This window comes from Citrobacter sp. Cpo037 (assembly GCF_030332945.1).
GTDB classification, from domain to species: Bacteria; Pseudomonadota; Gammaproteobacteria; order Enterobacterales; family Enterobacteriaceae; genus Citrobacter; species Citrobacter portucalensis.
In genome coordinates this window covers 154,569-168,277 of record NZ_JAOWGW010000025.1, presented here as the reverse complement: position 1 = coordinate 168,277, position 13,709 = coordinate 154,569, and the positions used below count along the sequence as shown (strand labels likewise).

Annotated in this window: 14 protein-coding genes and 2 pseudogenes; 12 read left to right on the top strand and 4 right to left on the bottom strand. The window is 53.1% G+C overall.

Annotated features, from left to right (window positions below; all coding sequences use genetic code 11):
- The first annotated feature begins 41 nt into the window (after nucleotides 1-41).
- The 4 genes and pseudogenes from OGX94_RS02455 to OGX94_RS02440 all read left to right on the top strand — a co-directional run.
- A complete protein-coding gene (locus OGX94_RS02455; RefSeq protein ID WP_003022870.1) occupies nucleotides 42-248 on the top strand; it encodes a YbfA family protein in 207 nt (68 codons plus the stop codon).
- Between the two features lie 97 nt (nucleotides 249-345).
- Entirely contained in the window at nucleotides 346-900 is a 555-nt protein-coding gene (locus tag OGX94_RS02450; protein WP_003831377.1) for a DUF1722 domain-containing protein, read from the top strand.
- A gap of 18 nt (nucleotides 901-918) precedes the next feature.
- Nucleotides 919-2,337, top strand: a complete 1,419-nt coding sequence (gene phrB / locus OGX94_RS02445) for a deoxyribodipyrimidine photo-lyase (RefSeq protein WP_257661495.1) — start codon at nucleotides 919-921, stop codon at nucleotides 2,335-2,337.
- 38 nt (nucleotides 2,338-2,375) lie between these two features.
- A pseudogene (locus OGX94_RS02440) lies at nucleotides 2,376-2,744 on the top strand (Rpn family recombination-promoting nuclease/putative transposase); the annotation flags it as partial.
- Between the two features lie 47 nt (nucleotides 2,745-2,791).
- On the opposite strand, the gene dtpD reads toward OGX94_RS02440, so the two are convergent.
- On the bottom strand, nucleotides 2,792-4,273 hold the full coding sequence (gene dtpD, locus OGX94_RS02435; protein ID WP_200920661.1) for a dipeptide permease DtpD: 1,482 nt from the start codon (nucleotides 4,271-4,273) through the stop codon (nucleotides 2,792-2,794).
- 289 nt (nucleotides 4,274-4,562) lie between these two features.
- Between dtpD and ybgI the strand changes: the two genes are divergently transcribed.
- Genes ybgI through nei form a run of 8 tightly spaced genes read left to right on the top strand, consistent with a single transcriptional unit; the run spans nucleotide 4,563 to nucleotide 10,856 of the window.
- On the top strand, nucleotides 4,563-5,306 hold the full coding sequence (gene ybgI, locus OGX94_RS02430; RefSeq protein ID WP_003831390.1) for a radiation resistance protein YbgI: 744 nt from the start codon (nucleotides 4,563-4,565) through the stop codon (nucleotides 5,304-5,306).
- Nucleotides 5,307-5,322: 16 nt separating this feature from the next.
- The gene (pxpB, locus tag OGX94_RS02425; protein WP_003831391.1) at nucleotides 5,323-5,979 is read left to right on the top strand and encodes a 5-oxoprolinase subunit PxpB; all 657 of its coding nucleotides are present in this window, start codon (nucleotides 5,323-5,325) and stop codon (nucleotides 5,977-5,979) included.
- A complete protein-coding gene (pxpC, locus tag OGX94_RS02420; protein WP_257661496.1) occupies nucleotides 5,973-6,905 on the top strand; it encodes a 5-oxoprolinase subunit PxpC in 933 nt (310 codons plus the stop codon). Before pxpB ends, pxpC begins: the two co-directional genes overlap by 7 nt.
- Nucleotides 6,895-7,629 (top strand): 5-oxoprolinase subunit PxpA, encoded by a 735-nt coding sequence (gene pxpA, locus OGX94_RS02415; RefSeq protein WP_063940694.1) that lies wholly within the window; start codon nucleotides 6,895-6,897, stop codon nucleotides 7,627-7,629. Before pxpC ends, pxpA begins: the two co-directional genes overlap by 11 nt.
- Before the next feature lie 52 nt (nucleotides 7,630-7,681).
- Nucleotides 7,682-8,404 (top strand): DUF969 domain-containing protein, encoded by a 723-nt coding sequence (locus OGX94_RS02410; RefSeq protein WP_063940693.1) that lies wholly within the window; start codon nucleotides 7,682-7,684, stop codon nucleotides 8,402-8,404.
- Nucleotides 8,401-9,396 carry a DUF979 domain-containing protein gene (locus OGX94_RS02405; RefSeq protein ID WP_008784131.1) on the top strand — a complete coding sequence of 332 codons (996 nt, stop codon included), beginning with the start codon at nucleotides 8,401-8,403 and terminating at the stop codon, nucleotides 9,394-9,396. The genes OGX94_RS02410 and OGX94_RS02405 overlap by 4 nt, the downstream gene beginning before the upstream one ends.
- Nucleotides 9,397-9,405: 9 nt before the next feature.
- The gene (gene pcp / locus OGX94_RS02400) at nucleotides 9,406-10,050 is read left to right on the top strand and encodes a pyroglutamyl-peptidase I (protein ID WP_003831398.1); all 645 of its coding nucleotides are present in this window, start codon (nucleotides 9,406-9,408) and stop codon (nucleotides 10,048-10,050) included.
- Between the two features lie 14 nt (nucleotides 10,051-10,064).
- Nucleotides 10,065-10,856 carry an endonuclease VIII gene (nei, locus tag OGX94_RS02395; protein ID WP_181509114.1) on the top strand — a complete coding sequence of 264 codons (792 nt, stop codon included), beginning with the start codon at nucleotides 10,065-10,067 and terminating at the stop codon, nucleotides 10,854-10,856.
- Here the strand turns inward: nei and OGX94_RS02390 are convergent.
- The 3 genes and pseudogenes from OGX94_RS02390 to OGX94_RS02380 all read right to left on the bottom strand — a co-directional run bounded on the left by OGX94_RS02390 (nucleotide 10,853) and on the right by OGX94_RS02380 (nucleotide 13,672).
- Nucleotides 10,853-11,899: an AbrB family transcriptional regulator gene (locus tag OGX94_RS02390; RefSeq protein ID WP_149281361.1), complete on the bottom strand. Its 1,047-nt coding sequence runs from the start codon at nucleotides 11,897-11,899 to the stop codon at nucleotides 10,853-10,855. The genes nei and OGX94_RS02390 overlap by 4 nt on opposite strands.
- Before the next feature lie 175 nt (nucleotides 11,900-12,074).
- The gene (locus OGX94_RS02385) at nucleotides 12,075-13,358 is read right to left on the bottom strand and encodes a citrate synthase (protein WP_003831404.1); all 1,284 of its coding nucleotides are present in this window, start codon (nucleotides 13,356-13,358) and stop codon (nucleotides 12,075-12,077) included.
- Nucleotides 13,359-13,561: 203 nt separating this feature from the next.
- Nucleotides 13,562-13,672: pseudogene (locus OGX94_RS02380) on the bottom strand (hypothetical protein).
- Nucleotides 13,673-13,709: the final 37 nt, after the last annotated feature.

Genomic DNA, 13,709 nt, shown 5'->3' with positions numbered 1-13,709 from the left:
TTTCCGGTGCGATTCACCGAACAGATATATGGGAGAGGATTATGGACTTTTATAAAGAATATCCAGCACACATTGTTTTCTTGCGCCGTACCTTTGCCGTTGTGGCGGGCGTGCTGGCGCTGCCGGTCATGTTGTTCTGGAAAGACCGCGCCCGTTTTTACAGCTATCTGCACCGCGTCTGGTCCAAAACCAGTGATAAACCGGTGTGGATGGAGCAGGCTGAAAAAGCCACCTGCGACTTCTATTAAGTTGTCGTTATTGTTCAAGAAAACCGCTAACAGCAATGTGGCGGTTTTTTTATACGCCGACGTCTACACTTATCTGAGTAACGGATAAGGAGTGGCGATGAGCACGAGAATTCCTGTTGGTATCCGCACCTGTCTGACCACAGAAGCGAGTGAGGCACCTCAGTTCGACGAAAATACATTAATACGTGTTTACGCTTTGCATGAATTGCACCGCCTGCGTCAGCGAAAATTAACGCGGGGCGCATTAATTGACTATCATACTCGCTACAAACTGGTACTACTGGCGCATTCCCAGCCAGAGTATCGGGAGCTTGGCCCCTTCGTTGCCGCAATCCATGAATGGCAAGATCTCGATGCTTTTTTTACCGAGTATCGCCTACGATTGACCCATCTGTTATTAAATCCTGCTACCCGGCGTAACCATACCAATGTATTGATGCACGTACAGGGCTATTTCCGTAATCAGCTCGATCTGCGTCAACGTCAGGAATTGACCTCGATAATCGATAACTATCGACGCGAGGCGCAGCCGCTACTTGCACCCTTAATGCTCCTCAAACACTATATGGCTGAGCACCCGAACACCTGGTTGTCCGGGCAACGTTATTTTGAACTCTGGCCTGCGATTTGGCGTTTACAGGGCAATGATTAATTTTTATCAGGGAGTGTTATGACCACGCATTTGGTCTGGTTTCGGCGTGATTTGCGTCTGCACGACAATCTCGCGCTGGCGGCGGCTTGTCGGGATCGTTCTGCACATGTACTCGCGCTCTATATTTCCACGCCTGAACAGTGGAAGGCGCATGATATGGCCCCACGTCAGGCGGCATTGGTTAATGCGCAGCTGAACGCGTTGCAAACGGCGCTGGCAGAAAAGGGCATCCCGCTTCTGTTTCATGAAGTTGCTGATTTTGCGACCAGTGTGGAAACCGTCAAAAACGTCTGCGTACAGCATGGCGTCAGTCGAATATTTTATAACTATCAATATGAAATAAACGAACGCCAGCGTGATGTTGCCGTCGAAAAGTTATTACCTCAGGTGGTGTGCGAAGGGTTTGACGACAGCGTGATCCTGCCTCCGGGGGCGGTCATGACCGGTAATCACGAGATGTATAAAGTCTTTACGCCGTTTAAAAATGCCTGGCTGAAGCGGATAAAAGACGGGATCCCAGAATGTGTCAGTGCGCCGAAGGTGAGAGAAAGCGGTGCTCTTGACTCTCCATTAACATCCATCTCGTTGAGCTACCCGCAGCAGGATTTTGATACGCAGCAATTTCCGGCAGAAGAAAAATTGGCCATCGCGCAGTTACGCCATTTTTGCCAGCAGGCCGCCGGAGAATATGAACAACTGCGTGACTTTCCGGCGATTGACGGAACCAGTCGATTATCCGCAAGCCTGGCGACAGGAGGACTATCACCGCGCCAGTGCCTGAATCGACTGCTCGTGGAGCAGCCGCAGGCGCTTGAGGATGGGGCAGGTAGCGTTTGGTTGAATGAGCTTATCTGGCGTGAATTTTATCGTCATCTAATGACTTACCATCCGTCGCTGTGTCGGTATCAACCTTTTATTCGCTGGACCGATCGCGTGCAATGGCAGAATAATCCGACGCATTTGCAGGCCTGGAAAACAGGGAATACGGGCTACCCCATTGTGGATGCGGCCATGCGTCAGCTCAACGCTACGGGCTGGATGCATAATCGTTTACGCATGATTACCGCCAGTTTTTTAGTGAAAGATCTGCTGATCGACTGGCGTAAAGGCGAACAATATTTCATGTCGCAACTGATTGATGGTGACCTCGCGGCCAATAACGGCGGCTGGCAGTGGGCAGCCTCAACCGGAACCGACGCCGCACCGTATTTCCGTATCTTTAACCCCACGACGCAGGGCGAAAAATTCGACCGTGACGGTGAGTTTATCCGCCAGTGGGTGCCGGAACTGCGCGACGTGCGGGGTAAAGCCATTCATGAACCGTGGTCGTGGGCTGAAAAAGCGCAGGTAACACTGAGTTATCCTCGCCCGATTGTGGATCATAAACAGGCGAGGCTGGCGACGCTGGCGGCATATGAGGCGGCGCGTAAGGGATAAGCGCGCAGCGGATTTCTGCGTAATACCTTCCAGCAGATCTGCAAAAACATATCCGTCAGCGGGATTTGCTGGGACTGGTAGATCAGCTTGCCACGCTGTTACTTACAGGGTGCGCTAATGACACACAACTACAGGCGATGTTTAATTACATCCTGCAATCCGGCGATGAATCTCGCTTTAATGAATTTATACAAGAGATGGCGCAACGGATCCCCCAACATAAGGAGAAGCTGATGACGATTGCCGAGCGGTTACGCTTAGATGGATTACAGGAAGGGTTGCAGCGAGGCAAACGAGAAGCCGCATTACGTATAGCGCAAACTATGTTGGAGCAGGGAATAGATCGCAACATGGTGCTTCTGGTTACAGGTCTTTCTGAAGAGGAGTTGACTGCCAGCCATGCGTAATTCCTGAAAAAAAGCCCGAATCAGATTACATCATCGGGCCCCTACACTCAGGATTCTACCGCCAGTGAACGGTTTCTGAACTTAAGCGACTGGTACAGCCAAATCATCAGCACCAGCACCACACAGGCCAGCGCGCCCCAGGTAATTTCACTAAAGACATCAATATAGGCATTGATGGAGTAGTTGATAGCGCCCGCAGCATCAAACGAGCCTTGTGAGGTCTGATCGGCGATAACGCCTGCCAGGTAGTTGGCGATGGCACCGGAAAGCAGCATATAAATGCCGGTTAATACGCCGGTAACACCAGGGATCTCAATACGCGTAATTTGTGACATTGCCACCGGATCGATAAACAGTTCGGCAAAGCCCATGACCGCCAACCCAAGTACCATCAGCGGCATCGAAGAGTGGCCGTAAGCAGCGGACCAGCGAGCGCTCAAGGTTAGAATACAGAACCCAGCGCTCATTAAGCCGAGGCCAAGGGCAAATTTACCCCAGATACGTACGGTACGATTGCCACTCACGCTTTCTTTGACTACCCACGCCAGTACGATACCGCACAGCATAACGGCAAAAGCGTTAACCGACTGGAACATCGCGGTAGGGACGGAATACCCCAGAATATCGCGGTTAACGAAGCGGTCGATATACAGGCTGATCGAACTGCCGCCCTGTTGAGCAAAGGCCCAAAACAACAGGCTGAAGAAGGTCAGCGTGACGATAAGCCCCAGATCTTTGCGTTGTTTCTGCGTCTGTGCCTGGCGATAAATCTTCGCCAGAACTGCCAGACCAATAATGGTGGCAACAATCAGTGCGTAAACGGACCACTCTTTCCAGAACAGCACGGTAATCAGCAGCGGTGCGGCAACCAACAAAACTAACAGCCAGGCCCAGTTTGGCAGAATAAAGGTTTTAGCACACAGAACGGCCTTGTTGACGCCGGTGGTGTGGGCGAAATGGCGATTACCACATAAGAATATCACCAGCCCTGCCAGCATGCCGATGGCAGCCAGCGCAAAGCCCATCGCCCAACTGTACTCTTCCTGCACGTATCCGCAGGCAATTGGTGCGATGATCGAACCGATGTTACCGGCGGCGTAGAGCAGAGAGAATCCACCATCGCGACGTGGGTCTTCAGGTTGATATAACTCGCCAAGCAGGCAACTGATATTTGATTTAAACAGACCGTAACCGCAGACAATTATCGCCAGCGACAAATAGAGGAAAGCCGGGGCCATTTCACTGGCACCCAAAACCAGATGCCCCACCGCCATTAAAAATGCGCCGATCATCACCGCCATTCGATTGCCGAGCACTTTATCGGCCAGGTATCCCCCGAGAATAGGGGTGACATAGACCAGCGAGCAGTAGGCGCTGAACAGTTCATATGCGTGATTATCGTCGTACTTAAGCTGGTTAGTGAGATACAGGATCAGCAGCGCACGCATGCCGTAAAAACTGAAGTATTCCCAGATTTGTAGCGCGACAACGTAGTATATCGCCCGTGGTTGAGATGCTTGTTTATTCATTATTTTCTCGAAGTAAATGCCTCGCGACTGGCTGAACGTGCTGCGCGAGTGTGTTTCCTTAAAGTTGTAACTTTGATACAGATCTGATTATTTTTGCAATATGCTATCTGATTGCATAAATATACATGAATTAGATCGCGTAGTGGTAAGCAAATCATGTTCAAAGCGGGTGTGATTGTTTCTTTATGTGTCAGTGAAATGGCTATCGACGAACGCAGGCGGGGACGCTATTTTAACCTAAGCTGTGTTGCTGATTGGGCAGGCAGAAATGATGACTACGAGGACGATGATGAAAAACACCGAACTGGAACAACTGATCAACGACAAACTAAACAGCGCCGCCATTAGCGATTATGCGCCGAATGGTTTGCAGGTTGAGGGCAAAGAGACGGTGCATAAAATCGTGACCGGTGTGACTGCAAGCCAGGCATTGCTGGACGAGGCGGTACGCCAGCAAGCGGATGCGGTTATCGTTCACCACGGTTATTTTTGGAAAGGCGAATCTCCGGTTATTCGCGGCATGAAGCGCAATCGTCTGAAAACGCTGTTAGAAAATGATATCAACCTGTATGGCTGGCACTTGCCGCTGGATGCACACCCGGAATTGGGGAATAACGCGCAGTTGGCCGCGCTGTTAGGAATCACCGTGATGGGTGAAATTGAACCGCTGGTGCCATGGGGCGAACTCTCCATGCCGGTTCCGGGGCTGGAGCTGGCATCGTGGATTGAAGCGCGTTTAGGTCGTAAACCGTTATGGTGCGGTGATACCGGGCCGGAGAAAGTTCAGCGCGTTGCCTGGTGTACCGGGGGGGGGCAAAGTTTTATTGATAGCGCAGCCCGATTTGGTGTCGACGCCTTTATTACCGGTGAAGTCTCTGAGCAAACCATTCACTCAGCCCGCGAGCAGGGGCTGCATTTTTATGCTGCCGGTCACCATGCGACCGAACGCGGCGGCATTCGCGCATTAAGCGAATGGCTGAATGAAAATACCGATCTGGACGTAACCTTTATCGATATTCCTAATCCAGCGTAATAAAAGAGGGATGAAAGTGCAGCGAGCGCGTTGTTATCTGTTAGGTGAAACGGCGGTGGTTCTTGAACTGGAGCCCCCCATCACGCTGGCGACTCAGAAACGCATCTGGCGTCTGGCTCAGCGTTTAGTTGACGCCCCGAATGTGCTTGAAGCTATTCCGGGAATGAACAATATCACGGTTACCCTGCGCGACCCGCAAACACTGGCGCTGGATGCGATTGAACGCCTGCAGCGCTGGTGGGAAGAGAGTGAAGCACTGGAGCCGGATTCACGCTTTATTGAAATACCTGTGACCTATGGTGGTGAGTTTGGCCCTGATCTGGCAGAGGTCGCCCGACACAGTGGATTAAGCGACAAGCAGGTCGTCGAACTTCATGCGTCAGTTGACTATGTGGTGTGGTTTATCGGTTTTCAGCCGGGATTTCCCTATCTCGGGAGCTTACCTGAACAGCTGCATACCCCCAGACGTGCGGAACCGCGTTTGCTTGTTCCGGCAGGTTCTGTCGGTATCGGTGGATCTCAAACGGGGATCTACCCGCTTGCAACACCCGGTGGGTGGCAATTGATTGGGCGTACCTCCGTTTCGTTATTTGATCCAAAACGGGAGGAGCCGATTCTGTTACGGGCTGGCGATACCGTGCGTTTTGTCCCGCAGAAGGAGGGGATATGTTAAACATCATCCGCGCTGGCATGTACACCTCAGTACAGGACGGGGGACGCCATAGTTTTCGTCAATCCGGAATTAGTCACTGCGGCGCGCTGGATAAACCGGCGCTGAACGTGGCTAACCTGCTGGTGGGTAATGATGCGAATGCCGCAGCGCTGGAAATCACGCTGGGGCAACTGGTGGTGGAGTTTGAAGCCGATGGCTGGTTTGCCCTGACCGGTGCCGGATGCGAAGCGCATCTGGATCGAACTCCCGTATGGAGCGGATGGCGGTTACCGGTAAAAGCCGGGCAGCGCCTGACGCTAAAACGCCCGCTTCATGGCATGCGCAGTTATCTGGCGGTAGCGGGCGGTATTGATGTTCCCGAAGTGATGGGCTCGCGTAGTACCGATCTGAAAGTGGGCATTGGTGGGTTTGAAGGGCGTCTGCTGCGTGATGGCGATCGACTGGCGATTGGCGTATCGACCCGGCAATTCAGCGGGCCACAAGGTGTAAAACAACTGATGTGGGGTAATCTCATTCGCGCACTGCCCGGCCCTGAGTATCAGGAGTTTGATGAGGTATCGCAGGCCTCTTTCTGGCGCTCGCCGTGGCAGCTTAGCCCACAAAGTAACCGTATGGGGTATCGTCTTCAGGGGCAGCCGCTGACGCGCACGACCGATCGCGAGTTGCTGTCGCATGGTTTGCTCCCCGGCGTGGTGCAGGTTCCGCATAATGGCCAGCCAATCGTGCTGATGAACGATGCTCAGACGACGGGTGGCTATCCGCGCATCGCCTGTATCATCGAGGCAGATATGCATCATCTGGCGCAGATCCCGCTCGGTCAACCGATTCACTTTGTGCAGTGTTCGCTGGAGGAAGCGCTGAAGGCGCGGTACGACCAGCAGCGTTACCTGGAACAGTTAACATGGCGACTTAACAATGAAAATTGATCTCAACGCGGACCTCGGTGAGGGATGTGCGAACGATGCAGCGCTGCTGCAACTCGTGTCTTCAGCCAATATTGCCTGTGGGTTTCATGCCGGTGATGCGCAAACCATGCTCTCAAGCGTGCGCGAAGCGTTAAAAAATGGCGTGGCGATAGGCGCGCATCCGAGCTTTCCGGATCGGGAAAATTTTGGCCGTAGCGCCATGACACTGCCTGCACAAACGGTGTATGCACAGACGCTGTATCAAATTGGCGCGCTGGCTGCCATCACGCGGGCAGAAGGCGGCGTGATGCGTCATGTCAAACCGCATGGCATGCTCTATAACCAGGCGGCGAAAGATCCTCAATTGGCCGATGCGATTGCTAAAGCGGTTCATGCCTGCGATCCGTCGCTGGTTCTGGTCGGGCTGGCGGGAAGCGAACTGATTCGCGCCGGAGAACACTATGGCTTGATAACGCGTCAGGAGGTTTTTGCCGATCGCGGTTATCAGGCCGATGGCAGCCTGGTACCCCGCAGCCAGCCGGGCGCACTGATTGAGGATGAAGAGCAGGCGCTGGCGCAAACGTTAGAAATGGTGCAATCCGGCAGAGTAAAAAGCCAAAGTGGAACATGGGCAAGCGTGATCGCCCAGACGGTATGCATTCATGGGGATGGCGAGCACGCACTCGCTTTTGCCCGTCGCTTGCGTAGCGCCTTTAATGCATGCAATATTCAAATTAGCGCATAATTTTTTAATATAAAACAATAAGATATTACACAACAACATAAGGGTTTTAATTATGGGAGAGGCTATTTCTCTCTGGCCATTGACGGGCATCGCCGTCATTGTGGTCGGATTTCTTTTACGTTTTAATCCGGTATTGGTGGTTATTATTGCCGGGATCGTCACGGGACTGGCGGCGCATATGCCGATCGCCACCATCCTCGAGAAGCTGGGTGAAGGTTTTCTTAACACCCGCAACCTGCCGTTTATCCTGCTGATCCCGCTGGCGGTTATTGGCCTGCTGGAACGTCACGGACTCAAAGAGCGCGCTCAGGCGTGGATTGCTAAAATCCGCAGCGCCACCAGTGGCCGTCTGCTTATTGTCTATCTGTTCATTCGCGAAGCGACCGCTGCGTTAGGGCTGACCAGTCTGGGCGGGCATCCGCAGATGGTGCGCCCGCTGCTGGCGCCAATGGCGGAAGGGGCCGCCGAGAAAAATCACGGCGAGATACCCGGTGCGGTTCGCTATCGACTGCGCGCAATGTCAGCGGCGACCGATAACGTTGGGCTGTTTTTCGGTGAAGATATCTTTGTTGCCTTCGGCGCGATCATATTCATGCACAACTTTATGCTGGAGTCTGGTGGGATCCAGACTGAACCGTTGCATATCGCCTTGTGGGGGATCCCAACGGCAATTTGTGCTTTCCTGATCCACGGCACGCGTTTGTGGCGTCTGGATAGCTATTTGCAACGAGAGGTGGCGAAAGCGAATGCCGCAGCGAAAGGGGAAGCGAAATGAATTTTCAACAAAGCTATCTCTACTGGCTGGCGGGTGCGGTATTACTGATTGTGGCGCTGATGTCCTGGCAGGACAAAGCGAACCCGCGTCGTTTCACCACAGGCCTGTTTTGGGGCATATACGGCGTACTGTTTCTGCTTGGTGACTGGACATACTCGCTGTTTGGCGATAAACGCGCGGTGCATATTGCCGTCGGCGTTGCGGTGGTCGTGCTGGCCCTGATCGCAGGTTTTGGGGGTGTGAAGCTTGGAAGCTACCATCAACGGACGCAGCAACAGCGCGAAGAAAGCGCCAGCCGCCTGGGCAACCGCCTGTTTTTCCCTGCGTTGGCGATCCCGGTGGTAACGGTTATTGGCGTATTGATGTTCAACCATATTCCTGGCTTACAGGATGCGCTGTTCGGGCCAGGTAATCACGCCACGCTGGTGACGCTCTTTTCAATGACAGCGGGATCGTTGATTGGTCTGGCGATGGCGATAAAAATGACCCATGAGCGGGTGCATCAACCGATTCAGGAGGCGCGCCGTCTGCTGGACTCCATTGGCTGGGCGTTCATTCTGCCGCAGATTCTGGCTACGCTCGGGCTGCTGTTTACAGCGGCGGGTGTGGGTAGCGGCATTTCATACCTAACGCAGGAATATCTGGCGGTGGATAGTCGCTTTATTGCGGTGGCGGTGTACACCATCGGCATGGCATTGCTGACTATGGTCATGGGTAATGCGTTTGCTGCTTTCCCGATCGTGACCGCTGGGATTGGTATTCCGATCCTTGTACTGCAACACGGCGGCAATCCAGCGGTAATGGCGGCGATTGGTATGTTCTCCGGCTATTGCGGGACGCTGATGACGCCGATGGCGGCGAACTTTAATATTGTTCCAGCAGCGCTGCTGGAGCTACCGGACAAAAACGCGGTGATTAAAGCGCAGGTGCCAACCGGCGTACTGCTGCTACTGGTCAACGTGTTCCTGATGTATTTCCTGATGTTCCTGTAAGGAGGAAGGATGAAAACAGTACTCATCACGGGATTTGAACCCTTTGGCGGCGAGTCAGTTAACCCTTCCTGGGAAGTGGTCTCGAGCCTCGACAATGCTATTATCGGCGGATGCCGCGTTATTGCCCGCCAACTACCGTGTGTATTTGGCGAGTCTCTCGCCGTACTCAATGCCGCGATTGACGCGTTGTCGCCATCACTGGTGCTGGCGGTGGGGCAGGCGGGTGGTCGCACGGATATCACCGTGGAACGCGTGGCGATTAACGTTGACGATGCGCGTATTGCGGATAACCAGGGACAACAGCCGGTAGATGTGCCGATTGTGGTCGATGGCCCGGCGGCATGGTTTAGTACGTTGCCGATTAAAGCGATGGTTGTCGCCATGCGCAACGCGGGAATTCCGGCCTCGGTTTCCCAGACTGCGGGTACTTTCGTGTGTAACCACGTGATGTATGGCCTGCTGCATAAACTACGCGACGTACCTGCGGTGAAGGGCGGCTTTATTCATATCCCTTATTTGCCGCAACAGGCTGCACAGCATCCCGGGGCGCCAAGTATGGCGACAGAAACGGTGCGCCGTGCGCTGGAGATTGCGATTGCCACCGCCTTGCAGGTGGAAAGCGATATCGCAGTGACGGGCGGCGCAACACATTAACAAAGGACAGCATTATGCCTGAAGGCCCGGAGATTCGCCGTGCGGCGGATAACCTGGAGGCGGCAGTCAAAGGCAAACCCCTGACGGATGTCTGGTTTGCCTTTGAGCAGTTAAAACCGTATCAATCTCAACTAATTGGGCAACGTGTTACCCAGCTTGAAACGCGGGGGAAAGCATTACTGACCCATTTTTCTAATGGCCTGACGCTGTACAGTCACAATCAGCTCTATGGTGTGTGGCGAGTGGTGGATACCGGCACAATCCCGCAAACTTCGCGGGTACTGCGCGTCAGTCTGCAAACACATGACAAGACAATTCTGCTCTATAGCGCGTCTGACATCGAAATGCTGACGCCAGAACAGCTCGCCACCCACCCGTTCCTGCAACGGGTAGGGCCGGATGTACTGGATTTACGTTTAACGCCCGATGAGGTTAAAGCGCGTCTGTTATCTCCGCGTTTTCGTAATCGCCAGTTTTCTGGTCTGCTACTGGACCAGGCGTTTCTGGCGGGATTAGGTAACTACCTGCGGGTAGAGATCCTTTGGCAGGTTGGGTTGACCGGGCAGCATAAAGCGTCGCAGCTTAGTGATGAGCAACTGGATCAACTGGCACATGCGCTGCTTGATATTCCGCGCCTGTCTTATAATACCCGCGGCCTGGTCGATGAGAATAAACATCACGGCGCGCTGTTTCGCTTCAAGGTCTTTCATCGGGACGGTGAAGCCTGTGAGCGCTGTGGTGGAATCATCGAAAAAACGATGCTCTCTTCGCGCCCCTTTTACTGGTGTCCGGGTTGTCAGCACTAAGCGGGTTGTTTTGGTGCGTGCACCGAAATAAAACGCGCGACTGCGGGGCCAGTTAACAAAATGCTGAACAGTCGCAGGGTTTGCATCGCCATGATGAGCGCCATATCTGCGTGGCTTCCTGCGGCGATCACCGCAACAGAATCCACTCCTCCAGGACTGGTTGCCAGATAGGCAGTGAGAAAGTCGATCTGCATGTAATGCGCCAGTCCCCAGGCCATGGCGGCGCAGATCGCCATCAGTGAAAAAATGGACAACAGGATCTGTGGCAGTGGTCGTAATGCCATCAAAAAGATCTGCTTGTCAAAGCCAAGACCGATTTGCCAGCCAATTGACATGTAGGCTATTGCCAGTAGCCATTCCGGCAGTTCAATCACCATCACTCCGCTTGCATTCAGCATGGCACCCACCAGCATTGGCAATAGCATAACGCCAGAGGGAATACGCAGTAGGCGTCCAGCCGTGCCGGCAACGGCGGCCAGCATCAGAGTGTTGAAAAGATTGCCGCTTAGCGGCGGAAACCAGATGATTTGTTCACTGATCGTTTGGGCCTGGTCGCCCATCACCAGCCGGGTGACCAGCGCAGCCGCGCCGACCACCAGCAGTACGCGCAGATACTGCATAAATGCCACCAGCCGGATGTCGGCTCCATAATCCTGGGCCATTGCGACCATTGCCGCTGCACCGCCTGGCGACGAGCCCCACGCACCGGTATTCCCCGGTAGATTACTGTAGCGAACCAGCAGCCAGCCGATTATCGCGCTGCTGATAAGGGTTGCCAGCAGGATAACAATCACCATCGGCCAGTGGGCTGCAAGGGTTGTAAAGATTGAACCGGTCAGATTTTGGGCAATCATGCAGCCGAGAATCGCCTGTGCGCCAAGAAATGTGCAGCGAGGAGGATGCAGCGAGATGCCGCGCATACTGAAAATGATGCCGACGATCATCGAACCGAGCAGCAAGGGGCCTGGAAGATGGATAAACAGAAAGAGCAGGGAAAGAAGGAGCGATAGCACAAACAACAGGCTCCACTGCAAAACAGGCATCCCATGCTCCTGAGTAAAATGTGAGAAATCTCAGTAAATCATAGAGAAAGCACGATAAGAATAAAATAATGTGGATCAAATAAAAACAGGCCGGACATAGGCATCACTGCTTTATCCGGCCTGGGAGCGTTTATAACTTTAAGCCGGACAAGCGCTAGCGCCATCCGGCAGACAATTAACGCTTAATATCAGACTTAAAATCGCGCTTGTCGTAGCCGGTGTACAGCTGACGCGGACGCGCGATTTTCATGCCGTCGGTGTGCATTTCGTTCCAGTGTGCAATCCAGCCAACGGTACGTGCCATGGCGAAGATCACGGTGAACATGGAGGACGGAATACCCATCGCTTTCAGGATGATGCCGGAGTAGAAGTCTACGTTCGGGTAGAGTTTCTTCTCGATGAAGTACGGGTCATTGAGCGCAATGTGCTCAAGTTCCATCGCCACTTCCAGCAGATCATCTTTGGTACCCAGTTCTTTCAGCACTTCGTGGCAGGTTTCACGCATGACGGTAGCGCGCGGGTCATAGTTTTTATAAACACGGTGACCAAAGCCCATCAGGCGGAAGGAATCATTCTTGTCTTTCGCGCGGCGAACAAATTCCGGAATGTGTTTAACAGAGCTGATTTCTTCCAGCATTTTCAGCGCAGCTTCGTTTGCGCCACCGTGAGCCGGTCCCCACAGGGAAGCAATACCGGCTGCGATGCAGGCAAACGGGTTAGCGCCAGAAGAGCCCGCTGTACGTACGGTAGAGGTTGAGGCGTTCTGTTCGTGGTCAGCGTGCAGGATTAAGATACGGTCCATTGCGCGTTCCAGGATAGGATTCACTTCGTATTTTTCGCACGGCGTAGAGAACATCATGTTCAGGAAGTTACCGGCGTAGGAGAGATCGTTACGTGGGTACACGAACGGCTGCCCGATGGAATATTTGTAGCACATCGCTGCCATGGTTGGCATTTTGGACAGCAGGCGGAAGGCGGCGATTTCACGGTGACGCGCGTTGTTTACATCCAGCGAGTCATGATAGAACGCTGCCAGCGCTCCGGTTACACCGCACATAACGGCCATCGGGTGAGAGTCGCGGCGGAAACCGTGGAACAGACGGGTGATCTGCTCGTGGATCATGGTATGGCGAGTGACTGTGGTTTTGAACTCGTCGTACTCTTCCTGCGTCGGTTTTTCGCCGTACAGCAGGATATAACACACTTCCAGATAGTTGGACTCGGTCGCCAACTGGTCAATCGGGAAGCCGCGATGGAGCAAAACACCTTCGTCACCGTCGATGAAAGTAATTTTGGATTCGCAGGATGCGGTAGAGGTGAAACCTGGGTCAAAAGTAAACATCCCTTTTGAGCCAAGGCTACGAATATCAATAACATCTTGACCGAGCGTACCTTTCAGCACATCCAGTTCAATAGCAGCGTCACCATTTAGAGTGAGCTTTGCTTTAGTATCAGCCATTTACGGTCTCCTTAGCGCCTTATTGCTTAAGACTGCCGGAACTTAAATTTGCCTTCGTGCATCAATAAACCGTTACCAGTTTGTTATTTGGCTCGCCGCTCTGCGAAAGAGGGGATGACCTGGGTACAGAGCTATGGGCGCTTGCAGGTAAAACGGTCTTTTCATGGCGAATAAACTGCAAATCAAGAACTTAGCAATCCGAATTATTTAACCTGTCTATCACTAATAACTGTCCTGAAGGTATTGGTCAATACTTCCACACTGTTACATAACTAAATCTCCGGTGAAAGAGTGACCCCATAACTTTTACGCATTATATGCTTTTTCTGGTGTCGTTTGTAACAACTTTGT

Excerpts from the sequence above, each read along its gene's own strand:
- OGX94_RS02455 (WP_003022870.1), top strand. The coding sequence starts at position 42 with ATGGACTTTTATAAAGAATATCCAGCACACATTGTTTTCTTGCGCCGT.
- OGX94_RS02450 (WP_003831377.1), top strand. The coding sequence starts at position 346 with ATGAGCACGAGAATTCCTGTTGGTATCCGCACCTGTCTGACCACAGAA.
- phrB (WP_257661495.1), top strand. The coding sequence starts at position 919 with ATGACCACGCATTTGGTCTGGTTTCGGCGTGATTTGCGTCTGCACGAC.
- dtpD (WP_200920661.1), bottom strand. The coding sequence starts at position 4,273 with ATGAATAAACAAGCATCTCAACCACGGGCGATATACTACGTTGTCGCG.
- ybgI (WP_003831390.1), top strand. The coding sequence starts at position 4,563 with ATGAAAAACACCGAACTGGAACAACTGATCAACGACAAACTAAACAGC.
- pxpC (WP_257661496.1), top strand. The coding sequence starts at position 5,973 with ATGTTAAACATCATCCGCGCTGGCATGTACACCTCAGTACAGGACGGG.
- pxpA (WP_063940694.1), top strand. The coding sequence starts at position 6,895 with ATGAAAATTGATCTCAACGCGGACCTCGGTGAGGGATGTGCGAACGAT.
- OGX94_RS02410 (WP_063940693.1), top strand. The coding sequence starts at position 7,682 with ATGGGAGAGGCTATTTCTCTCTGGCCATTGACGGGCATCGCCGTCATT.
- OGX94_RS02405 (WP_008784131.1), top strand. The coding sequence starts at position 8,401 with ATGAATTTTCAACAAAGCTATCTCTACTGGCTGGCGGGTGCGGTATTA.
- pcp (WP_003831398.1), top strand. The coding sequence starts at position 9,406 with ATGAAAACAGTACTCATCACGGGATTTGAACCCTTTGGCGGCGAGTCA.
- nei (WP_181509114.1), top strand. The coding sequence starts at position 10,065 with ATGCCTGAAGGCCCGGAGATTCGCCGTGCGGCGGATAACCTGGAGGCG.
- OGX94_RS02390 (WP_149281361.1), bottom strand. The coding sequence starts at position 11,899 with ATGCCTGTTTTGCAGTGGAGCCTGTTGTTTGTGCTATCGCTCCTTCTT.
- OGX94_RS02385 (WP_003831404.1), bottom strand. The coding sequence starts at position 13,358 with ATGGCTGATACTAAAGCAAAGCTCACTCTAAATGGTGACGCTGCTATT.